This is a genomic window from Acinetobacter calcoaceticus (assembly GCF_900520355.1).
GTDB lineage: Bacteria > Pseudomonadota > Gammaproteobacteria > Pseudomonadales > Moraxellaceae > Acinetobacter > Acinetobacter calcoaceticus_C.
Genome location: NZ_LS999521.1, coordinates 618,274 through 644,751 on the forward strand (window position 1 = coordinate 618,274; position 26,478 = coordinate 644,751).

The 26,478-nt window shown below is 40.4% G+C and carries 22 protein-coding genes; 12 read left to right on the forward strand and 10 right to left on the reverse strand.

Translation table 11 applies throughout. The annotated features are described in order from the left end of the window. Positions 1–118 precede the first annotated feature (118 nt). The 5 genes from trpA (at position 119) to AC2117_RS03030 (ending at position 5,164) form a co-directional block, all read left to right on the forward strand. Entirely contained in the window at positions 119–922 is an 804-nt protein-coding gene (gene trpA, locus AC2117_RS03010) for a tryptophan synthase subunit alpha (RefSeq protein ID WP_017392444.1), read from the forward strand. Further along, positions 919–1,815, forward strand: a complete 897-nt coding sequence (gene accD, locus AC2117_RS03015) for an acetyl-CoA carboxylase, carboxyltransferase subunit beta (RefSeq protein WP_133971829.1) — start codon at positions 919–921, stop codon at positions 1,813–1,815. The genes trpA and accD overlap by 4 nt, the downstream gene beginning before the upstream one ends. Further along, complete coding sequence (gene folC / locus AC2117_RS03020) at positions 1,812–3,098, forward strand: bifunctional tetrahydrofolate synthase/dihydrofolate synthase (RefSeq protein WP_133971831.1); 1,287 nt, start codon at positions 1,812–1,814, stop codon at positions 3,096–3,098. The genes accD and folC overlap by 4 nt, the downstream gene beginning before the upstream one ends. Continuing rightward, positions 3,089–4,147: an SPOR domain-containing protein gene (locus tag AC2117_RS03025; RefSeq protein ID WP_133971833.1), complete on the forward strand. Its 1,059-nt coding sequence runs from the start codon at positions 3,089–3,091 to the stop codon at positions 4,145–4,147. Before folC ends, AC2117_RS03025 begins: the two co-directional genes overlap by 10 nt. A gap of 87 nt (positions 4,148–4,234) precedes the next feature. Then, the gene (locus tag AC2117_RS03030; protein WP_133971835.1) at positions 4,235–5,164 is read left to right on the forward strand and encodes a DUF6929 family protein; all 930 of its coding nucleotides are present in this window, start codon (positions 4,235–4,237) and stop codon (positions 5,162–5,164) included. 145 nt (positions 5,165–5,309) lie between these two features. On the opposite strand, the gene AC2117_RS03035 is transcribed toward AC2117_RS03030, so the two are convergent. The 3 genes from AC2117_RS03035 to AC2117_RS03045 form a co-directional block, all read right to left on the reverse strand. After that, on the reverse strand, positions 5,310–5,891 hold the full coding sequence (locus AC2117_RS03035; protein ID WP_197730975.1) for a dual specificity protein phosphatase family protein: 582 nt from the start codon (positions 5,889–5,891) through the stop codon (positions 5,310–5,312). Beyond that, the gene (locus tag AC2117_RS03040; protein ID WP_197730976.1) at positions 5,888–6,700 is read right to left on the reverse strand and encodes an MBL fold metallo-hydrolase; all 813 of its coding nucleotides are present in this window, start codon (positions 6,698–6,700) and stop codon (positions 5,888–5,890) included. Before AC2117_RS03040 ends, AC2117_RS03035 begins: the two co-directional genes overlap by 4 nt. 324 nt (positions 6,701–7,024) lie before the next feature. Next, entirely contained in the window at positions 7,025–7,660 is a 636-nt protein-coding gene (locus tag AC2117_RS03045; RefSeq protein ID WP_133971837.1) for a peroxiredoxin, read from the reverse strand. A gap of 407 nt (positions 7,661–8,067) precedes the next feature. On the opposite strand from AC2117_RS03045, the gene secA reads away from it, so the two are divergent. Together secA and AC2117_RS03055 are read left to right on the forward strand one after the other, a co-directional pair. Then, positions 8,068–10,788, forward strand: a complete 2,721-nt coding sequence (gene secA, locus AC2117_RS03050; protein WP_133971839.1) for a preprotein translocase subunit SecA — start codon at positions 8,068–8,070, stop codon at positions 10,786–10,788. A gap of 130 nt (positions 10,789–10,918) precedes the next feature. Then, positions 10,919–11,338 carry a hypothetical protein gene (locus AC2117_RS03055; protein WP_133971841.1) on the forward strand — a complete coding sequence of 140 codons (420 nt, stop codon included), beginning with the start codon at positions 10,919–10,921 and terminating at the stop codon, positions 11,336–11,338. Positions 11,339–11,402: 64 nt separating this feature from the next. Here AC2117_RS03055 and AC2117_RS03060 read toward each other — a convergent pair whose 3' ends face one another. Both AC2117_RS03060 and trhA read right to left on the reverse strand, forming a co-directional pair. After that, on the reverse strand, positions 11,403–12,713 hold the full coding sequence (locus tag AC2117_RS03060) for an MFS transporter (RefSeq protein WP_133971843.1): 1,311 nt from the start codon (positions 12,711–12,713) through the stop codon (positions 11,403–11,405). A gap of 133 nt (positions 12,714–12,846) precedes the next feature. Continuing rightward, complete coding sequence (trhA, locus tag AC2117_RS03065) at positions 12,847–13,488, reverse strand: PAQR family membrane homeostasis protein TrhA (protein WP_133971845.1); 642 nt, start codon at positions 13,486–13,488, stop codon at positions 12,847–12,849. Between the two features lie 127 nt (positions 13,489–13,615). On the opposite strand from trhA, the gene AC2117_RS03070 reads away from it, so the two are divergent. Beyond that, the gene (locus AC2117_RS03070; RefSeq protein WP_133971847.1) at positions 13,616–14,827 is read left to right on the forward strand and encodes a class I SAM-dependent methyltransferase; all 1,212 of its coding nucleotides are present in this window, start codon (positions 13,616–13,618) and stop codon (positions 14,825–14,827) included. Between the two features lie 12 nt (positions 14,828–14,839). Beyond that, entirely contained in the window at positions 14,840–15,259 is a 420-nt protein-coding gene (locus AC2117_RS03075; protein ID WP_133971849.1) for a GNAT family N-acetyltransferase, read from the forward strand. A 29-nt stretch (positions 15,260–15,288) separates the two neighbouring features. Here AC2117_RS03075 and AC2117_RS03080 read toward each other — a convergent pair whose 3' ends face one another. The 5 genes from AC2117_RS03080 to AC2117_RS03100 form a co-directional block, all read right to left on the reverse strand. Next, positions 15,289–16,149, reverse strand: a complete 861-nt coding sequence (locus AC2117_RS03080) for a patatin family protein (protein ID WP_133971851.1) — start codon at positions 16,147–16,149, stop codon at positions 15,289–15,291. Between the two features lie 11 nt (positions 16,150–16,160). After that, on the reverse strand, positions 16,161–16,418 hold the full coding sequence (locus AC2117_RS03085; RefSeq protein WP_133971853.1) for a hypothetical protein: 258 nt from the start codon (positions 16,416–16,418) through the stop codon (positions 16,161–16,163). A 164-nt stretch (positions 16,419–16,582) separates the two neighbouring features. Further along, positions 16,583–18,718: a 3-hydroxyacyl-CoA dehydrogenase NAD-binding domain-containing protein gene (locus AC2117_RS03090; protein WP_133971855.1), complete on the reverse strand. Its 2,136-nt coding sequence runs from the start codon at positions 18,716–18,718 to the stop codon at positions 16,583–16,585. Positions 18,719–18,736: 18 nt separating this feature from the next. Further along, positions 18,737–19,942: an acetyl-CoA C-acetyltransferase gene (locus tag AC2117_RS03095; protein WP_133971857.1), complete on the reverse strand. Its 1,206-nt coding sequence runs from the start codon at positions 19,940–19,942 to the stop codon at positions 18,737–18,739. A gap of 172 nt (positions 19,943–20,114) precedes the next feature. Then, entirely contained in the window at positions 20,115–21,125 is a 1,011-nt protein-coding gene (locus AC2117_RS03100) for an AraC family transcriptional regulator (RefSeq protein WP_042897494.1), read from the reverse strand. A 210-nt stretch (positions 21,126–21,335) separates the two neighbouring features. Between AC2117_RS03100 and AC2117_RS03105 the strand changes: the two genes are divergently transcribed. The 3 genes from AC2117_RS03105 to AC2117_RS03115 all read left to right on the forward strand — a co-directional run bounded on the left by AC2117_RS03105 (position 21,336) and on the right by AC2117_RS03115 (position 26,422). Continuing rightward, on the forward strand, positions 21,336–22,454 hold the full coding sequence (locus AC2117_RS03105) for a CaiB/BaiF CoA transferase family protein (protein WP_133971859.1): 1,119 nt from the start codon (positions 21,336–21,338) through the stop codon (positions 22,452–22,454). A gap of 155 nt (positions 22,455–22,609) precedes the next feature. After that, positions 22,610–23,842, forward strand: a complete 1,233-nt coding sequence (locus AC2117_RS03110; protein ID WP_133976157.1) for a carbohydrate porin — start codon at positions 22,610–22,612, stop codon at positions 23,840–23,842. Between the two features lie 174 nt (positions 23,843–24,016). Then, a complete protein-coding gene (locus AC2117_RS03115) occupies positions 24,017–26,422 on the forward strand; it encodes a glucose/quinate/shikimate family membrane-bound PQQ-dependent dehydrogenase (protein ID WP_133971861.1) in 2,406 nt (801 codons plus the stop codon). Positions 26,423–26,478: the final 56 nt, after the last annotated feature.

Consider the following 26,478-nt stretch of genomic DNA (forward strand, 5'->3'; position numbering starts at 1 on the left):
GAATATCGCCATAACGTTAGAGCTGTTCAATGGACAAAAAATAGCGTTAAAATGCGATGTTCTTGTATTTCTACAAACAACTCCTCAATTTTAAATAATTCAAGGAAAGCACAACCCTATGTCACGTCTTGCCACCCGTTTTGAAAAGCTTAAGTCCCAACAACGTAAAGCGCTTGTATCTTATGTTATGGCGGGTGATCCACAACCGCAAGTAACAGTTCCGTTACTGCATAAAATGGTTGCGGCAGGAGTAGATGTCATTGAGCTTGGTTTACCATTTTCAGATCCAATGGCTGATGGTCCGGTAATTGCGCTTGCCGCTGAACGTGCACTTGCAGCAGGGACTAACACATTAGATGCTCTTAATATGGTAAAGGAGTTCCGTGAACAGGATCAGGATACACCTGTTGTTTTAATGGGTTATTTAAATCCGGTTGAAGTGATTGGTTATGAGAAATTTATTTCTCACGCGAAACAGTGTGGTGTAGATGGCCTATTGCTGGTGGATTTACCGCCCGAAGAGTCAAAAGAGTTTGGTGCTGTGTTGAAGCAACATGACATGGATCAAATCTTCTTGCTCGCGCCAACTTCTACAGACCAACGCATTCAACATGTGGCAAATCAGGCAAGTGGATTTATCTACTATGTTTCACTCAAGGGTGTAACGGGAGCCGCAACACTAGATACGGCAGAAGCTGCTGCACGTATTCAGAAAATCAAAAATGCCACTGATATTCCAGTTGGTGTTGGTTTTGGTATTAGTGATGCCGCTTCAGCAAAAGCAATGGGTAGTGTTGCTGATGCTGTGATTGTGGGTAGTGCTTTCGTTAAAAATTTTGCAACGTTGGCAGCGGATGACGCTGTTGAACAGACGGTGAATAAAGTCAAGGAGCTTCGAGCAGCGCTCGATGAGTTAGTATGAATCAAGAAGTGAAATCAGGGAAAGTTCTTAACCCTGCGACCCCATGGACACAACGTCCGGTTCCAGGTATTGAAGTCGCAAATGAGCAACAAATTCTCAAAGCAACATTTACTGAGCCAACGATTGAATGCCCTGAATGTCATGCTCTCGTGACACGTACAGCAATCTCTTTTAATGCGTATGTTTGCCCGCAGTGTGATGAACACTTACGAATGAAAGCTCGTGATCGTTTGAACTGGTTCTTCGACAATGTAGTAGCAGAATTAGGACAAGAGTTTAGCGCGAAAGACCCGTTAAAGTTTGTCGACACCAAGCCATATCCAGATCGTATGCGTGAAGCACAAAGCAAAACTGGTGAAACAGAAGCTTTAATTGCAATGCAAGGCAATTTAAATGGCGTTGATTTGATTGCATGTGCTTTTGAGTTCGACTTTATGGGCGGCTCTATGGGTACTGTAGTGGGCGACCGTTTTGTTCAGGCTGCCGAACTTGCTATTGCAAAACGTCAACCATTAGTCTGTTTCGCAGCTTCTGGTGGCGCACGTATGCAAGAAGGCATGTTGTCACTTATGCAAATGGCGCGTACTTCAGCGGCGATCCAAAGATTAAAAGATGCAGGCTTACCTTATATCGTGGTGTTAACACATCCGGTGTATGGTGGTGTAACAGCTTCTTTAGCAATGTTGGGTGATATTCATATTGCTGAACCTAAAGCCATGATCGGCTTTGCGGGTAAACGTGTAATTGAACAAACTGTACGTGAAACATTGGAAGAACCATTCCAACGTGCAGAATATTTGCTTGATCATGGTGTAATCGATCAGATTGTTCATCGTCATGCTTTACGTGATACTGTATCTCGACTTGTATCGAAATTGATGAACTTACCTTGAATCAACAAGCTCCACTTTCAATAGACTCTTTAGATACATGGCTCAATTATTGGAGCCATGTTCACGTTACAGGGATAGATCTTGGTCTGGAACGTGTAATTCCTGTTGCAGAAAAGCTCGGTGTAACTCAGCCTACTGCTAAAGTTTTTACAGTAGCCGGAACGAATGGTAAGGGCTCAACGACAACCACACTAGCTGCTATATTAAATCAGCAGGGTTATAAAGTTGGGTTATATCAGTCACCCCATATCTATCGCTTTAATGAACGAGTCAAATTAGGTGGAGTCGAAGTCGATGATCGAAGTCTGATTGATGCTTTTGTTCAAGTCGATCAGGCTCGTCGCGATTGTGATTTAAGCTTATCTTTTTTTGAAGCAACCACTTTGGCTGCTTTTGTCATTTTTAAACAACAGCAATGCGATGTATGGGTGCTCGAAGTTGGTTTGGGCGGACGCTTAGATGTTGTTAATGTAATTGATCCTAACGTTGCGGTTATTACTAATATTGGCCTAGATCATACTGATTGGTTAGGCGATACCATTGAAAAAATTGCTTTTGAAAAAGCAGGAATTATTCGTCCACAAATTCCGGTTGTCTTTGCTGGCGAACAACTTTTACCTCAAGCAATTCAAGATAAAGCAGAAAGTACGCAAGCAATTTTATATACCGTTAATCGTGATTATTTTTATAAACTCGCCGATGATGGACAAAACTGGTACTTTGCCTCAGAAGGAACCACTTTAAAGCTTCCTTTAGGTCGTTTAGCCATCGAAAATATTGCGGGGGCGGTTGCAGCCATTTTAAATAGCGGACTTGAAATTTCTCAGTCTGCTTTAGAAAAAGGTATTCAAGCTGCACGCTTAGCAGGACGTTTTGAACAGCGCCAAGTGGAAGGCAAAACAGTAATTTTTGATGCCGGACACAATCCACATGGTGTTGAATTTTTGTTAAAGCAATTGCGAAATTTCTTAGAATACAATAAACAGTACACAGAAGTTGTCGCAGTATTTTCAATGCTGGCAGATAAAGATATAAAATCAGTAGTCGATTTATTGAAACCTACTGTTTTACATTGGAAAATTGCTGAATTGAATGTGCCGCGTGCTGCATCGATTCAGCAGCTCACTGAGGCCTTGCAAGGTCAGACAGTACAACAATATGGCAATATCAAAGAGGCATTTAAATCAGCGCTTGAGCAAACAAATAACAATCAGCTGATTTTGGCCTGTGGTTCGTTTCATACTTTAGAAGCGATTTGGGAGTATTTGGAAGAATGTCAATGAATAACAAACAACGCTGGATGGGTGGTGTTGTTTTACTGGGTGGTGGTGTTTTATTGGCAGCATTACTTCTAAAAGGAAATGAGGAAATAAAACAGGTTGAAGTTCAATCACCTGCATCCACATCACCAAAAACTCAAACTAAGCCAAAGCAAGCAACCGAAGGACAAATGGTACAACTACAACCTCTAGCGGTTGATGTTGAAACAGAAAAGCGTTTGCTAGAAGAACAGCGCCGTTCGCGTGAAAAAGCTGTTGCAGAACAGGAAGCACGTGCAGCAGAGTTTTTAGCAATGCAACAGCAAGCTGAAGCCGACGCTGCTCGTAAAGCAGCGGCAGAGTACGCTGCGATTAATGCGCGCCGTACAGCAGCTCAAGAAAGTTCAGATAATATTCCACCAGAGTTAGTGGGTGAGGCGAAAGCTAAAAACCAGCAAGCCAATGTAGCGAATAAAACAACTGATACTTCAAAAATAGATGCAGATAAAAAAGCAGCCGAAGCAAAACGACAAGCAGAAGCAGCCAAAAAAGCAGCTGAAGCAAAACGCCAAGCAGAAGCTGACAAGAAAGCAGCTGAAGCAAAACGTCAAGCAGAAGCTGACAAGAAAACAACTGAAGCAAAACGTCAGGCAGAAGCCGATAAGAAAGCAGCTGAAACAAAACGCCAAGCGGAAGCTGATAAGAAAGCAGCTGAAGCAAAACGTCAAGCAGAAGCTGATAAGAAAGCGTCAGATGCTAAACGCAAAGCCGAAGCTGATAAAAAAGCTGATGCTGAAAAAGCACGTGAACTGCTGGAAAATGGTGATAAAAAGTGGATGGTGCAAGTTGCATTGGCTGCTAACCAAGCAAATGCAGATTCAGTTGTTTCTAAATTACGAGCTAAAGGCTACAAGGTAACTACGAGCCAAACCAGCAAAGGAATCCGTATTATGGTTGGACCAGCGAAAGACCGTGATACAGCAGATGCAGCTCGTAAGAAAATTACTTCTGATTCAAGTTTAAATATGAAATCGGCTTGGGTCATTGACTGGGTACCGCTTGATCAGCGATAACGGCTGATCATCCCCTAAATCAAATCAGGAACACTTCAAAGGCTTTATTCTTGTGAGGAGTGTTCCATTCAATAGGGGATCTTGAAGATGAATACAACGATCAAAATATTAGAACAATTTGTTTTTGCACAAGATTCGGTGATTAGCGCACTGTCTGGAGTCGCTTGTGTGGGGGATGATGTTTACTTTGTTGGTGATAATCTCCCTTATTTATTAAGAATCAATCGAGCCCAGAACATGGCCGATGCAACGGTCTTTGAAAAAATTCCGTTATTTGAACCTTCAGAGCAAATACCGCTAAGTGCATTAAGCAAAGAACAGAAGCCTGATTTTGAAGCTTTAACCTCCATAAGTTGGAACGGACAATCACAGCTTTTGGTGATGGGCTCGGGTTCTACAGAAAATCGAAAACGAGCATTACTCTATAACCCCTCCAATGATCAGGTCAGAACTTTCTTGGATGCGGTTGATTATGATTTTTTGCAGCATCAGGTTGAATTAACAGGCGGGGCTGATCTCAATATAGAAGCCGTATGTTCAGACCATCGTTATCTCTATATCTTTCAACGTGGTAACATAAATCTCTATCATGGGGTTTTAGTCTTTGATTTAAACAAAATTCAAGCAGGAAAATCCTTAGCAAATGCATTTATACATTCGCTCAAACTGAGCTTAGCTGAGCTTGATGGTTCAGCAAGTGGTATTTCAGATGCTTGTTTTTTAGTGGATAAAAATTTGATTGTTGCTACAGCTACGGTCGAACAAACACTCAATACCTATGATGACGGTGCTGTCTTAGGAAGTTTTATCTTGGTGTTTTCGCCTGAGGGTAAAGCTTTAGCGGCTCATTTGATTCAAGATACGAACGGACAGACGCTGCCAATCAAGGTTGAAGGGATTACTTGGTTTGAGTCGAGATCTGATGGCGAAGTATTTTTATTAGTGACAGACAGTGATGGTGGTGATTCTGAAATTTTGAAGGTATTACTTAGCAACGCCACTTTGGGAAAATCATAAAGTTAAATCATATTTTTGATAATCATCTATCTTTACATGTATCTTTTTCGATGTAATTGATAATAATAAAAACAATAAATAAGTTGGTGATTGAGCCAACTTATTTGCCTAATAATCGTGTTTGCATACAAAAGCAATCCAGTCTTTAACTGCTAGAATTCGACAGTTGCTGTTGAGTCCATTTAACATTTTCAGGTGTAAATAGGCGGTCAATGTTCTTCCAGATAATATGATAGCCATAACCGCCTTGTTTCATTTCTTTAACCGCATCATCAATTGCCCAATTCTCAAAAATAATTCGATACATGGCAACACTAGCTCCTGTACGGTCTGAACCATGGTAGCAGTGCAATAGAACACGTTGATTATTCTGCTTGGCAATCTTAATTTGTTGCATGACTTCTAATAGATCTTGTCGGTCGATTGCCCATGTATTGATAGGAATATGTGCAAGGTTAAAATTTTCATTTTTAAAAACTAAATCATCTGAGGCTCTAGCTCTTAAATTAATAATGGTACTTATTTGATGACGTTTTAGCTCGGGAACCATCGTTGCATCGGGTTGTTCACTGCGAAAAACAGTATCACTAATCTGATAAAAGTTATGGGTCTCAGAGACTAAGGTCCCCCAGTCTTGGGGGCGATGCTCATGGGCAATACTTTCATGCTGCATACATCCCTGTAAATTTATACAGATGACAAGTGTAATGAGCGATAATTTTTTCATGTTTGGTACCGGTTAAGCTCATAAGGATCATGAGCACAAATTATTTCAATCGTTGGCTCATGTTGAGCTAAATGCTGTAAGCGTTTGAGATTAACAAGACGTTTCTCATTATCTTCTGCAAATGTTTTTTCCAGCAAACTAAGTGATCTTAATTTATTTTTAGGGTTTAACTCTAGATGTGAATAGTATGCATCTCCACAAAATAATAACCATCGATTTTGCTGCTTTATGGCAATGCCACAATGACCAGCTGAATGCCCTAATAGAGGCACCATTAAAATCTCATCTTGAAACAGAGGAAAGCCTTTTACTTTTTCAAGGTTAAACCATGCTTCGCCTTGCTGATATTCAATAAAGTTCCAGTAGCGATGATCTTTATATTGATTGGTTCTATAGCGAAGTTTTCCCTTAAAATTTGGAAGTTGGGCTGCATTATATTCTGCTGCTAAAACATGGACAGTGGCATGGGGGAAATCTGAAATTCCACCTGCATGATCAAAATCAAGATGAGTAACAAAGATGTGCTGTACATCCTTAGGATTAAACCCAAGCTTTTGGATTTGCTGGATGGCACTAAACTCAAGGTTAGTCTCAATTTTACCTAAACGTTGAACTAATGAACCTAGTCGCTGCTTCATGTGAAGGTAATCTTGCAATCCAAAACCTGTATCAATAAGTACAAGGCCGCGATCGGTTTCAACCAGAAGGCAATGGCAGACGACTTCAGCCCGGAAGCCTTTTTGTCCAAAGAGTGGGGCACAAACTGGGCACATGCTGCCGCACTTTAAATGATGGATTTTATAGATCATGATTTTTATTTTTTATACCGAATCGCTTCGAGTTATAACTGATCTGGGCAGTAAAAACCATGTGTATTCAATACATAAATAAAAAGCCATCACGTTGGATGACTTTTTAGGATGAGGATATTTACTTATTCCCCTTAGGATTTTTGAGGCTTACTATGCGCTTGGCTTATTTAAAGTTTATTGATGTTACCTATGTGCTTTGCTTGTCATGAACTTTTCAAATGTTTACCTACGCATTTCGCTTGTCTTGTAGCGAACTTTTCAAATGCTTGCCTACGCGCTACGCTTGTCTTGCGTTCGGAGCGAGCATTGCTCGCTTTATCCTCACTCAGGCTGTGGTGTTAAGCGTAAATAAGGTTTAACCGCTGTATAGCCTTTAGGGAAGCGCTGTTTAATTTCTTCTTCATCTTTAAGTGAAGGAACAATAACGACATCTTCACCTTGCTGCCAGTTCGCAGGCGTAGCGACTTTATGCTTGTCAGTTAATTGTAATGAGTCAATAACACGTAAGACTTCATTAAAATTTCGGCCTGTTGAAGCAGGGTAGGTAATGATTAAGCGAACTTTTTTATTAGGGTCAATAATCACTAAAGAACGCACTGTGAGCGTTTCACTGGCATTTGGATGAATGAAATCATATAGCTCAGATACTTTACGGTCTTTATCTGCAATAATTGGAAAATTTACAGTGGTATTTTGTGTTTCGTTAATGTCATTGATCCAACCCTTATGAGACTCTACATCATCTACTGACAGAGCAATCGCTTTAACATTACGTTTTTCAAATTCATCTTTTAATTTTGCTGTGTAACCTAACTCTGTTGTACATACGGGCGTATAGTCGGCTGGATGTGAAAATAAAATTCCCCAACTATCCCCTAGAAAATCATAAAAATTAATTGTGCCTTCACTCGATTCTTGTTGAAAATCGGGGGCTGTATCTCCTAATCGCAGTGTCATGGTCTTTCCTCAATTGGTCATAATTTGTTATTCGATCCAATGAATATGCAGCATTATCTTTATGATTAAAATTATTGTTTTTGTATTTTATTATGAGTTTTTTATATAAGTGTAAATATATATGACTAAAACTCACTATTTTATGTGCTTAATCAATGTAACTTTAAGGTAAATTTGCTAAATTAGATTTCTCGGAAGTTATGCTTAATAGATGAGCGTTAATGTTACGTTTTTAGGTGCAAGGCACATTACGGGGGACTAGGTGAATGATAAAACCATTCGTCTAACTATCAGATTTTTTTTAGGGGTTTTGTGCAAAACCCTTGTACTTCAAATTTCTGGCACCATAATAAACGACTGAGAAAAAGTTTATTCATTTGACCAAGCAAGATTTAGAGAGTTTATCCATGTTGGCAAGTCTGATCGGAGGTATCTTCGGTACAAAAAATGAGCGTGAACTCAAACGCATGCGCAAAATTGTTGAGCAAATCAATGCGCTCGAGCCGACGATATCAGCTTTAAGCGATGCAGACTTATCTGCAAAAACTCCAGAATTCAAACAACGTTATAATAATGGCGAAAGTTTAGATAAATTACTTCCAGAAGCGTTTGCAGTGTGTCGTGAAGCTGCCAAACGTGTAATGGGCATGCGTCACTATGACGTTCAGCTTATTGGTGGTATTACCTTACATGAAGGTAAGATTGCCGAAATGCGTACCGGTGAAGGTAAAACCCTGATGGGTACTTTGGCGTGTTATTTAAACGCATTAAGTGGCGAAGGCGTTCATGTCATTACTGTGAACGATTATTTAGCACAGCGTGATGCTGAGTTGAACCGCCCATTATTTGAATTTTTGGGTTTATCAATTGGTACCATTTATTCAATGCAAGGTCCATCAGAAAAAGCGGAAGCTTATCTTTCTGATATTACTTACGGTACCAATAACGAATTCGGTTTTGACTACTTACGTGACAACATGGTGTTTTCTTTAGCAGAAAAGAAACAGCGTGGCTTGCACTATGCCATTATCGATGAAGTTGACTCAATCTTGATTGATGAAGCACGTACACCATTAATTATTTCTGGTCAAAGTGAAGACTCTTCGCATCTTTATGCTGCAATTAACACAATTCCACCTAGATTACGTCCGCAAAAAGAAGAAAAAGTCGCAGATGGCGGGCATTTCTGGATTGATGAAAAGCAGCGTTCAGTTGAAATGACCGAAATTGGTTATGAAACTGTTGAGCAAGAGCTTATTCAGATGGGCTTGTTAGCCGAAGGTGAAAGCTTATATTCAGCAACGAATTTAAGTCTTGTTCATCATGTGTCTGCCGCTATTCGTGCACATTTCTTATTCCAACGCGATGTTCACTATATTATTCACGATGGTGAAGTGGTTATTGTTGATGAACATACTGGCCGTACAATGCCAGGTCGTCGTTGGTCAGAAGGTTTGCATCAAGCTGTTGAGGCAAAAGAAGGTTTGGAAATTCAGCCTGAAAACCAGACTTTAGCAACCACAACATTCCAGAACTATTTCCGTCTATATAAAAAGCTTTCAGGTATGACAGGTACTGCTGATACTGAAGCTGCGGAAATGAAAGAAATTTATGGCCTTGATGTTGTGATTATTCCAACTCACCGCCCAATGGTACGTAATGACCAAAACGACTTAATTTATTTAAACCGTAATGGTAAATATGAAGCGATTATTCAAGAAATTATGAATATTCGCCAACAAGGTGTTGCACCGATTCTTATTGGTACGGCAACCATTGAAGCCAGTGAAATTTTATCTTCTAAGTTAATGCAAGCTGGTATTCACCATGAAGTGTTGAATGCAAAACAACATGAGCGTGAAGCTGACATTATTGCTCAGGCAGGTAGCCCCAATGCGGTAACGATTGCAACCAACATGGCTGGTCGTGGTACTGACATTATCTTGGGTGGTAACTGGAAAGCAAAACTTGCCAAACTTGAAAACCCTACTGCTGAAGATGAAGCACATCTGAAAGCACAATGGGAACAAGATCATGAAGATGTATTGAAATCAGGTGGTTTGCATATCATTGGTTCTGAACGCCATGAATCACGTCGTATTGATAACCAGTTACGTGGTCGTGCGGGCCGTCAGGGTGACCCTGGTGTTTCTCGTTTCTATTTATCTCTTGAAGATGACCTTATGCGTATTTTCGCAGGCGACCGTGTCGTTGGCATGATGCGTGCGATGGGTTTAAAAGAAGACGAAGCGATTGAACATAAAATGGTGAGTCGTTCAATTGAGAACGCTCAGCGTAAAGTTGAAGCACGTAACTTTGATATTCGTAAAAACTTATTGAAATACGATGATGTGAATAATGAACAACGTAAGATCATTTATTCACAACGTGATGAAGTGCTAGCTGAAAATACTTTAAAAGAATACGTTGAAGAAATGCATCATGAAGTGATGAAAGGCGTGATTGCGAACTTTATTCCACCAGAGTCAATTCATGATCAGTGGGATGTTGAAGGTTTAGAGAATGCTTTACGTATTGATTTAGGTATTGAGCTACCAATTCAAGAATGGTTAGATCAAGATCGCCGTCTAGATGAAGAAGGTTTAGTTGAGCGAATCAGTGATGAGGTGATTGAACGTTATCGTCAACGACGTGTTCAAATGGGTGACGAATCAGCAGCAATGCTTGAACGTCATTTCGTTTTAAACTCTCTTGACCGCCATTGGAAAGATCACTTAGCTGCAATGGATTATTTGCGTCAAGGTATTCACTTACGTGGCTATGCGCAAAAGAACCCTGAACAGGAATACAAGAAAGAAGCTTTCAACCTGTTTGTAAATATGTTGAGCATTATTAAAACTGATGTTGTGACTGATTTGTCTCGCGTTCATATCCCAACACCAGAAGAACTTGCAGAAATGGAAGCTCAACAGCAGCAGCAAGCTGAATCGATGAAGCTTTCTTTTGAACATGATGATGTAGATGGTTTAACGGGTGAAGTTACACTTTCTCAAGAAACCATGAACGAGTCTGACGATCAGCAAGCTTTCCCTGTTCCAGAAAGCCGTAATGCGCCATGTCCATGTGGTTCAGGACTAAAATATAAACAATGTCACGGTAAGATCTAATCTGCCTGCACAAAAAAGCAGAACAATTGTTCTGCTTTTTTTACGTTTGTAGTAAGCCTGTGAATAATGTTTGCAGTTTTAAGCATTAAATGCTATTTACTTCTCATCCAGAGTGTATGTTGGAAAGACAATGAAAAAAGTATTACAACCTTTATTTTTAACTGTTCTTGCTGTGCCTAGTTTTGTTTTCGCAGCAGAAACAGCTTCGGCTCCTCAAACGACAACGGTTGATAAAGTCCTTGCAGCAAAAGGGCCAACTTCGGCTCAGGCTGTAGTGAAGCAAGAAAATACAACAGTGATTAGTCCACGTACAGGCATTCGCTATACGTTGGGTAACACAAATAATCGCCCAATTATTTTACAAACTACTGCGATTGCTCCGGCAAACTCAGCAAATATTAATCGTATTGTGGCAGCTAATCCTGCTTTATCTACGAAGAGCCAAGAAAAAGCAAAAGTGGCTTTAATTGGGGAAGCAGCAGTGGCAGGCCCAGCGGCAGTTGCAGCAAGCAATATGAGTGCACCTGCGAATCCAGCAACGATCAATTAAGTTGTATCTGTAAAAAAAGCCGGTCAATGATGAACCGGCTTTTTTTATATAAGAATTTCTAATTTTAGATCTGATTATTCACATCATCATTTTTTGTTTCACGAATGAATAAGAAAGCGATGAGTGATAAAAGTGATGCCGCAGTAAGATAATAACCAACTGCATATAAACCATAGGTTTCAGCAAGTTTAGTGGCAATGAGTGGAGCAAATGATGCACCAAAAATGCCTGCCAAGTTAAACGTTAACGCTGAACCTGTATAACGAACTGAAATTGGGAAAAGTTCAGAAAGAACTGTACCAATCGGACCATAAGTCAATCCCATAATCGCCAAGCCTGTACATAAGAAAAGGAAGACAATTAATGTATTTCCTGACTCTAACATACTAGAGAAGAACAAACCGAAAATAGCAGCAGCAATACAAACACCAATCGAAGTGGCTTTACGTCCAAATTTTTCTGCAAAAATAGCCGATAATGGAATAAACGCAGCAAAGCATAGTGTGGCAAAGAGTTGAAGTTCCAAGAACTCACCGCGTGCATAGCCTAATTTGGTGGTTGCCCAGTTTAAGGCAAATACGGTGGTAAGATAAAACACGACAAACGTACAGATTGCTGCAATCGTACCAAGTACAAGTTTGCCTGTATGTTTAGTTAAGACTTCTTTAAATGGAATATTGACTTCTTTTTGCTTATCCAAGACCTTTTGAAATGCTGGAGTCTCATGGAGTTTTAAACGGATATATAAGCCAACAATCACTAATACAGCACTTGCAATAAACGGAATACGCCAGCCCCATTGCATGAATTCCTGCTCAGGAATGACTGCACCCAATAATAAAAATGAACCTGTTGCCAAAATAAAGCCAATTGGAGCGCCGAGCTGTGGGAACATGCCATACCAAGCTCTTTTACCTTCTGGGGCATTTTCGGTCGCGAGTAATACTGCACCACTCCATTCACCACCCAACCCCAAACCTTGCCCTAGACGACATAGAGCCAATAGTAAAGGCGCGGCAAGACCAATTTGTGCATAGGTTGGAAGTAAACCAATACATACAGTTGAAACGCCCATGGTCAGTAAAGCTGCAACTAGGGTGGCTTTACGACCAATACGGTCTCCTAAATGACCGAATAACGCTGCACCGATAGGGCGAGCAATAAAGGCAATGGCGAAGGTTGCTAAAGATTGTAAGACTGCGGCACTACCACTACTAGCAGGGAAAAACAGGTGAGGAAAGATAATTACGGCAGCTGTTGCATAGATATAAAAGTCGAAGAACTCAATGGTTGTACCGACTAAGCTTGCAAACAAAACCCGCGCTTTTGAATTAGTGGCTACTGCCGGAGCAGCAGTCGCAGAAGTTGACTCCATATAAGACCTTATATCAGTTAAAATTTATTTTTGGTTTACTATTCTTTTTAAAGACGTATTTTTCTCAAAGAATAGCGTGAAAGAACATCATCCATGACTCTTTCAGGATCACTGAATAAGAGTGAAAAATGAACTAAACAATGTACCAATAGATAGCAAGAAAATGTGCTCCTGCACCTAAAAGCACAAAAATGTGCCAGATCGCATGGGTATATCTTACCTTTTTTAACGCGTAAAACAATGCTCCAACCGTATAAGCTAATCCGCCAATGATCAAGAAAATCAATGCGTCTTTACTTAAATAAGTGCGCATATCATCCATGACGAACACGGCAAGCCATCCCATTAATATATAGGCAAGCAAAGAAATTTTTTGAAAGCGATGAATAAAAACTAACTTGAAAAGTGTACCAATTGCAGCAATGCTCCATAGAGCAATCAGCAGAATATGAGCTTTTGTAGTAGGTATAGCGATGCTTAAGAAAGGGGTATAGGTCCCAGCAATTAAATAATAAATAGCAGTGTGGTCTAGTTTCTTATACCAGTAACGTAGATTTTGTGTTTGAGCAAAGTGATAGAGTGTAGAGCTGGTGAAAACCAGAATCAGACTAAATGAGTATACCCATAAACCAATCCACTGAGCAGTTGAAAGATAAGATCCCTTCATAATTAAAAAGATAGAAGCAATAACAGCCATAATGACACCAGCTCCATGGCTGTAGGCGTTAAATAGCTCTTCTTTAGGATCGTAAGTTTCCAGTACAGATTTACTCATAAGTTTAATTTTTTTGATTAAAAATACGAATGTATAGAAATACAAAACAGTCGTAAAGTTATTTTATTTTTAATCCTAGACCCTTTAAACTTCTATTTCATATGAGTCTTCATTTTTAGGTATATCCGTGTCGGTTTTTTCCTTTGAGCAAGAACAGCAATTCTTCCATGAAATTAAGCAAATGCTTGATCAACAAACTTTTGAGCGTTTGATTTTGAGCCAATATAAGGGAGATTTGGAACAACTGGAAAAAATCACTTTCCGTATTGTTGAGTTACATGGGCAAAAACAGCTTTCAGCTTTATATCACCATACTACTCAGGATATGACCAAAAACTATTCATTTGAAGAGGGCTTACAGCAGATTGAGCAATTAATCATACAGTGTAAGCAAGCGAATTTATTTTCGGCTACTCAAGAAATTCAACTCAAAAAGAATAAGAAAAAAGCCATGTTAAATATGGGTAAAAAACAGGCGGCAAATGCGACGCAAATGGTTCAGACACATGATCGTGAGAAGCAACGCTATGTACAGCAGGGCAATGCATTTCTAAAGGAGCTTGGTATTACCGATGAAAAAGGCCAAATCATTCCAAGCATGGCGCGTAAATGGAAACAGATTAATAAATTTATAGAAATTTTTGCGAGTGCTTATGAGCAAATTGATGCATCTCAGCAAGAACTACGGATTGTAGATTTTGGCTCAGGTAAAGGTTATTTAACTTTTGCGTTATATGACTATTTGCAAGAACAGCAGAAAACACCTCTAATTACAGGTGTTGAATTACGCCCGAATCTGGTTGAGTTCTGCCAAAAAGTTGCAGACAAAGTTGATTTTAATCATTTAGATTTTTTTGAAGGTGATGTACGTAGTTATCAACCGGAAAAACTTGATGTCATGATTGCCTTGCATGCTTGTGACGTTGCGACCGATTTTGCGATTCATACAGGCATTCGTTTAAATGCTTCTATGATTATGTGCGCGCCGTGTTGTCATAAAGAATTACGTCCACAATTACATAGTCCAGAAGTTTTACAGCCAATGCTGCAATTCGGCATTCATGCAGGACAACAAGCCGAAATGTTGACTGATACATTACGTGCATTGCTTTTAAAGGCATATGGCTATGAAACTAAAGTTTTTGAGTTTGTGTCGCTTGAACATACCAGTAAAAATAAAATGATTTTGGCGACGAAACGTAAAAATGTTACTCAGCCTGATGCCAAGATTATGGCTCAAATTCAAGCTTTGAAAGAAATGTACGGCATTCAAAAACATACTCTAGAATTGTTATTACAAGACCAGTTGCCTATCGAAAATATTGGCTGTAAATGCTAAGCAGGTGAATAGATGTTTAGAATTATAGCGGGTGATTGGGAGCAGTTTGGACAAGATGCCAAGCTCATTCGTGAGCAGGTTTTTATTCAAGAGCAGGGAATTTTCCCTGAAGATGAATGGGATGATCTGGATGCCACAGTTCTGCACTTTATGGTGTATGACAGCGATCAGCCGATTGCCACAGCACGCTTGTTGTCGCAGCATAGCGTAGGACGGGTAGCTGTTTTAGTACCTTATCGCAAGCGAGGGATCGGCAAAATTTTAATGCAGCATATTATTGAGTATGCACGTCAGCAAGAATTACCTTATCTAAAGCTTTCAGCTCAAACTTATGTGACCGCGTTTTATGAAGCATTGGGCTTTGTCGTTCAAGGCGAGGAATATCTAGATTGTGGCATCCCACATATTGATATGATTTTAGAGTTAAGTTGAGACTTCTTTTTAGAAATCTCAACTTATGTTTACTTCATTGCATTCCAGCTTTCAATTGCTTGTAGACCTGTTTCTAAACCGACTTCATAGCTATAGCGAAGCTTTTTCGGATTAGTGCTTAAACGGCCCGCCATATTTTTAAGTGGCGGTGGACAAATTTCTAAAATTTGCTGGTCTGGGTTAGGACCACGGACAAAATCGACCGAAGCGTTATAGCGAGCACAACGGCTACGTAAGCTGTTTGCAAAACTATAATGATGTTTAAACGCATATTTCGCGAGGAATTGATCACCGCGACTACTGGCCTTAAAGTAGTTTTTCGGGCGAGTGCGTAAAACTAAGAGTTTTTTGACGTCACTTTGCTGAGCCGTCCAGCGAACGGGTAGTGCATCCGCAACACCGCCATCAAAATAAGGTTCACCCATAATTTCAACAGGATGACGTGTTAAAACTGGAATCGAGCTAGATGCACGAAGTGCATTTAACAAGTTGTCTTTACCTGCACGAAGATATTCAGCATGCCCAGTTTTGGCATGCGTCAATACCATATAAAAATCAGGATTTTTAGCAAACAGACTTTGCTGATCAAGCGGATGCTCTTGCTCGCCAATCTCCCACATCCATTTTAAATCAAGTAAATCGCCACCTTTAAAAAAGCGTTTGTAATCGATAAATTCAGGACGTAGTGAGTGATCAATATAAAATGTTAACGTGCGGCCTTGTTGACCTGCTAAGTAGTTTGCAACGTTGGTTGAGCCAGATGACACGCCAACATATAAATCGAAAGGATTGAACTGTTGTTGTAAAAATGCGTCAAGTACACCACTGGTAAAGGCACCACGCATGCCTCCACCCTCTACAACAAGTGCATTACGGGAAAAATCTGTCATTTGATATCTAATTACTGAGTTGAGTTCTGATGTTCTTTCATATCCATTTCAGACATGTTGTTACTATGTTGAGCGTGTTGCTCTGTGGAATTTTCAGCTTTTTGCTGCATTTGCTCTTGTTGTGCTTTGCGCTGAGCTCCTGGCATATAGTCAGGTTCATTACTCATCGCTAAATAGAAAAAGCCAAGGAAAATCGCACTCAAAACACCAACGATCAGAACAAATTTCCAGCCTAAAGCTGCTGACTCGGAAGAATTTTTATCGGACATAAGGATTTCTCGAATGTGCTGTAGAAGCACAAAAATGAAGTCTATTTATAGCATATTTAGGCGTGAGGCTGAAATCTTAAAGGTCATAAAGAAAAACCCATATAAATAAAATATATTTATATGGGTAAGGTTTATGCAGTTTTTAAATATTCGTTAAACCTAAGTTATTGAATATTTTGTTTCTGCTCAGCTTTAGTTTTTAGTAATACTGGCGGTGTAAAACGTTCGCCATATTTGGCAGCCAATTCTTCAGCTCGCTTCTGTGCTTTCTCGATACCATATTGGTTGAGGAACTGGATTGCACCTCCGGTCCACGGAGCGTAACCAATTCCAAATATAGAACCAACATTGGCATCAATCACCGACTCCAATACGCCTTCTTCATAACAGCGTAGAGTGTCTAAAGCCTGTACAAACAAAATGCGATCAATCATATCTTGCTCAGAAATATCATGATCTTTTTGCCAGCGATTTAAGCCTTCCCAAAGGTGCTTTTTACCATTTTCAGGATAGTCATAGAAACCTGCACCCGCTGCTTTACCTTTACGGTTCAATTCATGAATCATGGTATGAACCACTTCATCTACAGGCGTTTTAGGTAAATCTTTACCTTCAGCTTGTAATGCTTTACGTGCTTCACTGGCAACATGTTCGGTTAAGGTTAGAGATACTTCATCTTGAATAGCGAGAGGACCTATAGGCATGCCTGCCTTAAGTGCTGCCATTTCAATACGCGCTGGGTGGACACCTTCAGCAAGTAGACGCATACCTTCTTGAATGAAAGTACCAAATACACGACTGGTAAAGAAGCCACGGCTATCATTTACAACAATCGGGGTTTTTCCAATTTGTTGTACAAAGTCGTAGGCTTTAGCAAGTGTGTCGCTTGAAGTGTTTTTCCCTTTAATAATCTCAACCAACTGCATTTTGTCGACTGGGCTAAAGAAATGTAGTCCAATAAACTTCTGGGCATCTTTACTCGCCGTTGCCAAACCTGTGATTGGTAGGGTGGAGGTATTCGATGCAAAGATTCCACCTCCAACTAAATATTGTTCAGCTTCTTGAGTGACTTTGGCTTTGAGCTCTTGGTTTTCAAATACGGCTTCAATAATTAAGTCACAACCTTGGAGGTCTTCCGCTGAAGCTGTAGCCGTAATCAGAGATAAAACCTGATCACGTTTTTCTGCGGTCATACGACCTTGAGAAACACGTTTATCAAGAAGCTTTTGTGAGTAAGCTTTACCTTTCTCAGCATTCTCAGAAGAGACATCTTTCAACACTACAGGAATGCCTTTAATTGCGGCTGAATAGGCAATGCCTGCACCCATCATGCCCGCGCCTAGCACACCAACTTTGGTCGCTTGCCATTTGGCAACATCGGCAGGACGGCTAGCCCCAGACTTAATTGCATTTAGACCGTGCCAGAACGTACCGATCATATTTTTAGAGATTTGACCGGTGGTGAGTTCGGTGAAGTAGCGAGATTCGATGCGTAAAGCAGTATCTACATCGACCTGAGCACCTTCAACCGCTGCCGCCATAATTGCTTCAGGGGCAGGATAACAACCTTTGGTTTTGTCTCTTAACATGGCTGGGGCAATCGCAAGAACTTGAGCAACTGCCGGAGTTTTTGGATCGCCACCTGGAATTTTATAACCTTTAACATCAAAAGGTTGTTGAGACTTAGGATTAGCTTTTACCCATGCGATCGCTTTATCTAAAAGCTCTTGTTCGTTTTCGGCAGTGTCGTGGATTAAGCCTAAAGTTTTTGCTTTATCGACACCAAACTGCTTGCCTTCCATTAAAAACGGGAATGCATTTTGAAGGCCTAGTAAGCGTACCATGCGAACAATACCGCCACCGCCCGGTAATAGGCCTAAAGTAACTTCTGGTAATCCAAATTTACTTTTAGTGTCATTGATTGCAATACGATGGTGACAGCTTAATGCGATTTCCCAACCACCACCTAGAGCTGTACCATTTAATGCTGCAACCACAGGAATGCCTAGAGTTTCAATGGCACGTAAATGACCTTTTAGTTTTTCAACCATATTAAAAAAGTCAGTCGCATTTTCAGGCTGAACTTGAATCAGCTCATCTAAGTCGCCGCCAGCAAAGAAAGTTTTTTTGGCTGAGCGGAAAATAACGCCCGCAAGTGCTGTTTCTGCTTTTAGTTTTTGGGTTGCCTCATCAAGCGAGTCTCGAAACTCGGCATTCATGGTGTTTGCAGATTGACCAGTTGAATCAAGCGTTAAAATGACAATATTGTCGGCATTTTTTTCGTATTGGATTGCACTCATCTTTTATATCCCTAATCTTTATACGCGTTCAATAATGGTGGCAATACCCATACCACCACCAACACAGAGCGTAGCTAAACCGCGCTTTTTATTTTGACGTTCAAGCTCATCAAGTAGCGTGCCTAAAATCATGGCACCCGTTGCACCTAATGGATGGCCTAAAGCAATCGCACCGCCATTTACGTTGACTTTTTCAGGGGGAACGTTAAGTTCATTGATAAAACGCATCACAACTGCTGCAAAGGCTTCATTGACTTCAAACAGATCAATATCATCAATGGTGAGGCCAGCTTTTTCTAAAGCTTTACGTGCAGCAGGAGCAGGGCCAGTGAGCATGATCGTTGGGTCTGTACCAACGAGTGCGGTAGCCAGAACTTTAGCGCGTGGTTTTAAGTTTTGTTCTTTCACAGCTTTTTCTGAGGCTAATAAAACAACAGCAGCTCCATCAACAATGCCCGATGAGTTACCTGCGTGATGAACATGATTTATTTTTTGCGCTTCAGGATATTTTTGTAAGGCGATGGCATCAAAACCCATTTGTCCCATCATTTCAAAACTTGGGTTGAGTTTAGTCAGGCCTTCAACTGTTGTATTTCCTTTAATAAACTCATCTTTTTCTAAAATCAAAATGCCTGAGTGATCTTTTACAGGAATCACTGATTGATCGAAATAGCCGTTTGCCTGAGCCGCCGCTGCTTTTTGTTGAGAATTCACGGCAAATGTGTCTACATCTTCGCGACTATAGCCGTCTAAAGTTGCAATGAGGTCTGCACCGACACCTTGTGGAACAAATGATGATTTAAGGTTTGTTTCAGGGTCTAACGCCCATGGTCCGCCATCAGACCCCATTGGAATACGTGACATTGACTCAACGCCACCTGCAACAACTAAATCTTCCCAGCCTGAGCGAACCTTCATTGCTGCCATGTTGACTGCTTCTAAACCTGATGCACAAAAGCGATTGATTTGCACACCGGCAACATCATCATTCCAACCCGCTGCAATCGCTGCTGTTTTTGCAATGTCACCGCCTTGATCACCAATAGGAGTTACACAGCCCAGCACAATATCGTCGACTTTAGAGGTATCGAGTTGATGGCGTTGCTGTAATTCATTTAATAACGTGGTGAGTAAGGTAATTGGTTTTACTTCGTAAAGAGAGCCATCTTTTTTTCCTTTTCCGCGTGGTGTGCGAATGGCATCAATAATATAAGCCTCGCTCATAACAGTTCCTTTTTTATTACTTAAACTTTGTTGTGTTTTGAGTGTACTGGTTTTAAAAGGCAACGCAATGACGATAAGCGCACCAGTCAGGTGATGATTTTTGCCAATAGAAATACAAAAAAGCCCAAGTTGAACTTGGGCTAAATGTGAAACTCGAAAGTGAAGTTAAGAATTAGTGGTAACCGTGTAGCTGGCGATATAAACCAGGAGTTACACCAGTCCACTTTTTAAATGCGCGGTGGAATGTACTGGTTTCACTAAAACCAACTTGTTGAGCAACATCTTCAAGTGTTAATTCAGGGTTGAGTAATAAGTGAATAGCCGCATCTCGACGTAAAGCATCTTTTACGCCTTGATAGCTTTTCCCTTCAGCAGCCAAGCGGCGACGTAAGGTTTGTGGAGATAAATACAACATTGATGCAACGTCGTTAAGCGTTGGCATTTCTTCACCAATCTGGCTCTTAAGCACTTCACGAATACGAGAAGTTAGCGAGTTGGTGTTTTTGAATTTTACTAAAAGCTGAGCAGGTGCTGCTTTTAAGAACTCTTCTAGTGTTTTTTCATCTTGGCGAATTGGCAAATCAAGATAATCAGCCGCAAATGTAATTTCAGTACGCGGTGCATCAAATTGCATGACTGGTGCAAAAAATAATGCATCATATTCATCTGCATGCGCAGGGCGTGGATAGCTAAAATGAACACGTTCTAATGGCAAGCGGCGTTCAATTAACCATGATGCTAGACCGTGCCAAATCATGAGCATACTTTCAGTAATGAAATGATCTGGATCTAAAGTTTTTGGAATGAGCGGAACTAGACGTGCTTCATGTTTGTCACGCTCTAGGCTTACAGACCATTCATCGCCAAATAATTTGTAAAATTGAGATGAGAGTTCAAGGGCTTGGCCCAATGTTTTTGCGTGAATAATCAACTGACACATAATGGCAAAAGTGCCCAGACGACGTGGTTGTACATCAAAGCCAACGTGTTCATCTTGTGTGACCATCCACAACATTTTTATAAAACGAGTGTATTGTTCTGGTGAGATTCGAGCTTTAGGTTGACGTAATAATTCCGCTTCAATGCCCACATGTGAAAGGAGTATTTCAACATCCATGCCAAGGCGCTTTACGCCTGTTAAAGCCGCATTCACGAAGTGGATGCTAATCGTATCGCGACTCATATTGAATCCTTCAGTCTCTTTGATGTTCACTTTAAATTGACCTAAATGACCGTCTAAAAAAATAAATTGGCTATTTACAACAGAGTAAAAGCACTTTTTACATGTTAAATTGCCGAAATGATCAAGGTAAATGGCTGAACATGACATTGTTTTAGAATATTTGCTTAACTAATATAAAAGAAAATATGAATAATAGTGGTTAATAAAACGATGACGACAGCATTAAATGGACTTAAAGTTCTCGATTTCTCGACACTCTTACCCGGACCTTTTGCCACAATGTACTTAGCCGATATGGGGGCTGAAGTCATCCATATTGAATCTCCATCGCGCCCAGATTTAATTCGGATCATGCCACCCTACGCAAATGGACAAGCAACGGCACATAGTTATCTAAACCGAAATAAACAATCGATTGTTCTCGATTTAAAAGATCTGGCGAGTATTGATCTAATTAAAGCCAAGATTTCCGAATTTGATATTGTCATCGAGCAGTTTCGGCCTGATGTCATGCGCCGTCTAGGATTAGACTATTCAACGCTTGCAGAGATTAATCCACGTTTAATTTATTGTTCAATTACCGGATATGGACAGACAGGAAGCTATAAAGACAGAGCTGGGCATGACATTAACTATCTAGCTTTAGCTGGTATTGCTGGGTATAGCGGCCGACAAGACAGTGGTCCACCACCGTTGGGCATTCAAGTTGCAGATATTGCAGGTGGTTCACTTCATGCTGTCATTGCTATTTTAGCGGCGGTCGTTGAACGTGGTCGCAGTGGTATGGGGCAATATATTGATATTTCCATGACTGATTGTGTTGCTAGTTTAAATAGTATGGCTGCATCAGCCACACTTGCTGCACAGGTCGAGCAGGTACCAGAGCAGGGCATGCTCAATGGTGGCATTTTCTATGATTACTATATGACACAAGATGGGCGCTATCTTTCAATTGGCAGTCTTGAACCACAATTTATGTCAGGTTTATCAATAGCGCTTGATCTGCCTTTATTATTACAAAAGGGTGCTTCATTAGATGCCGAAGATCGACAAGAAGTTAAACAAGCTATTCAAGAAAAAATTAAAACCAGAACATTTAAAGAATGGCATGAAATATTTGCAAATCTTGATGTGTGCGTAGAACCTGTCTTAAGTCTAAATGAGGCGTTAAATTCGCCTTTAGCACAACAACGTGGATGGATTGTGGATGTACCATTGCAAAATAATACAGCAGATACAGAACCACAGTTGGCTTGCCCAATTAAGTTTTCAAGATCAAAAATGAGATATTCCTTTATAGGTCAAAAGCTTGGTGAAGGGCAATGGTAAAGAGCTGAGGCCATTTCTTATACAATGTGTAGTAAGATTATTATTAGATTAATCAATTGATTAACATTTTGAATAATTTCTTTACATAAAATTAGCGTACCCTTTATAAACAAAGACATAAAAGGTATGTAAACATGAAAACACATAAATCCTTGATGGCTTCCTGTTTATCCGTTTTATCAATTACTCTTTTTATACAGCACGCACAAGCTGCTGCTGCATTTGACCCAAATAGTCCGTGGATGTTGGGTGATTGGAACGGTCAACGCTCCGCGTTACAAGCACAAGGTTATGATTTTTCTTTTGGATATACCGGTGAATATGCCGGTATTTTAGATTCAAAAAATACATCTACGCATGGTAGTGCTTATACGGGGCAACTTGCTCTAGGAACCCATTTTGATCTAAACAAAATTTTAGGGTGGCAAGATACAGAAGCTCAAATCACATTAACTTATCGTGATGGTCAGTCGCTTTCTGAGCATTCACCAGCTTTAGCGGGACATTTGAGTTCTGCACAAGAAGTGTGGGGGCGCGAGCAAACTTGGCGTTTAACAGATTTATGGATTAAGAAAAAATTCATGGATCAAAAATTAGACGTTAAAGTGGGTCGTTTTGGTGAAGGTGAAGACTTTAATAGTTTTGACTGTGATTTCCAGAACTTGGCACTGTGTGGCTCGCAAGTGGGGAACTGGGTAGGCGATCAGTGGTATAACTGGCCAGTCAGCCAATGGGCAATGCGTGTTAAATATAACTTGCAACCAGACTTATATACGCAAGTGGGTGTATATGAATACAACCCAGAAAATCTGGACCGAGGCAAAGGTTTTAACTTAAGTACAGACGGCTCTCACGGTGCAATTATTCCAGCTGAAGTAGTCTGGTCACCGAAACTCGGTACACAAAGCATGGCTGGTGAATACCGTTTAGGTTATTACTACAGCACTGCTGATGCTAAAGAAATTACAGATGAAACCAAAAACTCTCATAAGCAAGGTGTTTGGGTTACTGCAAAACAAAAATTATTCCAGCCTGCTGATCAAACAGACCGTGGTTTGACCGGTTTTGTGAATCTGACATTCCACGACTCTGATACCAACAAAATTGATAACATGCAAAATGTAGGCTTAGTCTATAAAGGTTTGCTCAATCAACGTCCTCAAGATGAGTTGGCATTAGGTGTTGCGCGTATCCATATCAACGATGATTGGAACGATGTCCAAAATAAAGAATACGACACTGAATACAATACCGAGCTTTACTACGGTATTCATGCTACCAACTGGCTGACTATTCGTCCGAATGTACAATATGTTCGTCATGTGGGTGCATTAAAAAATGGTGATAATACTTGGGTAGGCGGTGTTAAATTCTCAACCGCATTCTAAGCGTATTTACTACTAAAACGGATTGTCGAGATTAAATCACTGATTGAAATAACTTGACCTTCCGTTTTTTGTTTATGCCTGAGTTTTGTTTTAGATGTATCGATGATGCCGAATTTTTAATTAAAAGTTTGGCCTATCTTTCCGATAAAAATGATGATTGATAAGAGGTGGTTTATGACTCAACCTACTTCAAGATCAGGATTAACGACTTTTACCGTAATTATTGTTGGGTTATTGGCGTTATTCCTGTTAATTGGAGGTATTTGGCTCGCTACATTAGGCGGTTCAATTTACTATATTATTGCTGGTGTATTACTCCTTATTGTTGCATGGCAACTCTATAAGCGCGCTTCCACAGCATTGTGGGTGTATGCTGCTTTAATGCTAGGCACCATTATTTGGGGAGTCTGGGAAGTTGGAACTGACTTTTGGGCTCTTGCACCTCGTTTAGATATTTTAGGTATTCTTGGTTTATGGTTATTGGTTCCAGCTGTAACTCGTGGAATCAACAACCTTGGATCAAGTAAAGTTGCCTTATCTTCAACGTTAGCAATTGCAATCTTGTTGATGGTCTATTCGATTTTCAACGATCCGCAAGAAATTAATGGTGAAATCAAAACACCTCAGCCGGAAACTGCTCAAGCTGTACCTGGTGTTGCAGAGAGTGACTGGCCAGCTTATGGTCGTACTCAGGCAGGTGTGCGTTATTCTCCGTTGAAACAGATTAATGACCAAAACGTAAAAGATTTGAAAGTTGCTTGGACTTTACGTACTGGCGATCTTAAAACGGATAATGACTCTGGCGAAACAACCAATCAGGTTACTCCGATTAAAATCGGTAATAACATGTTTATCTGTACGGCTCATCAGCAATTAATTTCGATTGATCCTGCTACAGGTAAAGAAAAATGGCGTTTTGATCCGAAGCTTAAAACGGATAAATCGTTCCAGCATTTAACTTGTCGTGGTGTGATGTATTACGATGCAAACAACACAACTGAGTTTGCAACAAGTCTTCAAGGCAAGAAATCTAACTCTACGCAATGTCCGCGTAAGGTCTTTGTTCCTGTTAATGATGGCCGTTTAGTTGCTGTAAATGCAGACACTGGTAAAGCATGTACTGACTTCGGTCAAAATGGTGAAGTGAACTTGCAAGAGTTTATGCCATATGCTTATCCAGGCGGTTACAACCCAACATCTCCAGGTATTGTGACTGGTTCAACCGTGGTGATTGCTGGTTCAGTAACAGATAACTACTCAAATAAAGAGCCATCTGGTGTGATTCGTGGATACGACGTTAACACTGGTAAACTTCTTTGGGTATTTGATACAGGCGCGGCAGATCCAAATGCAATGCCAGGTGAAGGTACGAACTTTGTTCATAACTCACCAAATGCGTGGGCACCTTTAGCATACGATGCCAAACTTGATATCGTTTATGTGCCAACAGGTGTAGGTACTCCAGACATCTGGGGTGGTGACCGTACTGAGCTTAAAGAGCGTTATGCAAACTCAATGTTAGCGATTAATGCCTCTACAGGTAAGTTGGTATGGAACTTCCAGACAACCCATCACGATTTATGGGATATGGATGTACCATCGCAACCATCTTTAGCTGATATTAAAAATAAAGCTGGTCAAACTGTTCCTGCAATCTATGTATTGACGAAAACAGGTAATGCCTTTGTTCTTGATCGTCGTAATGGTCAACCAATTGTTCCTGTGACTGAGAAACCAGTTCCACAAACAGTTAAACGTGGACCACAAACTAAAGGTGAGTTCTACTCAAAAACTCAGCCATTCTCTGACTTGAACTTAGCTCCACAAGACAAATTGACAGATAAAGATATGTGGGGAGCCACTATGCTTGATCAGCTCATGTGTCGTGTTTCTTTCAAACGTCTAAATTACGATGGTATTTACACTCCACCATCAGAAAACGGTACTTTAGTTTTCCCTGGTAACTTAGGTGTATTTGAATGGGGTGGTATGTCAGTTAACCCTGACCGTCAAGTTGCTGTAATGAACCCGATTGGTTTACCATTCGTAAGCCGTTTAATTCCTGCTGATCCAAATCGTGAGCAAACTGCAAAAGGTGCGGGAACTGAACAGGGCGTACAACCGATGTACGGCGTACCTTATGGTGTAGAAATTAGCGCATTCCTATCTCCGCTTGGTTTACCTTGTAAACAACCAGCTTGGGGATATGTTGCAGGCGTTGATTTAAAAACTCATGAAGTGGTATGGAAAAAACGTATTGGTACAATTCGTGACAGCTTACCGAACTTGTTCCAGTTACCAGCTGTGAAAATTGGTGTGCCTGGTTTAGGCGGTTCAATTTCTACTGCCGGTAATGTCATGTTTGTTGGTGCAACTCAAGATAACTACATACGTGCGTTTAACGTCACTAACGGTAAGAAACTTTGGGAAGCACGTTTACCAGCTGGTGGACAAGCAACACCAATGACGTATGAAATCAATGGCAAGCAATATGTTGTGATTATGGCCGGTGGTCATGGTTCATTTGGTACGAAAATGGGCGACTATTTAGTGGCTTATGCCTTACCAGATAACAAATAAAAAGCTTCTCTTGAAAGGGCCCGGATTTATCCGGGCTTTTTTTATATCGATTTATA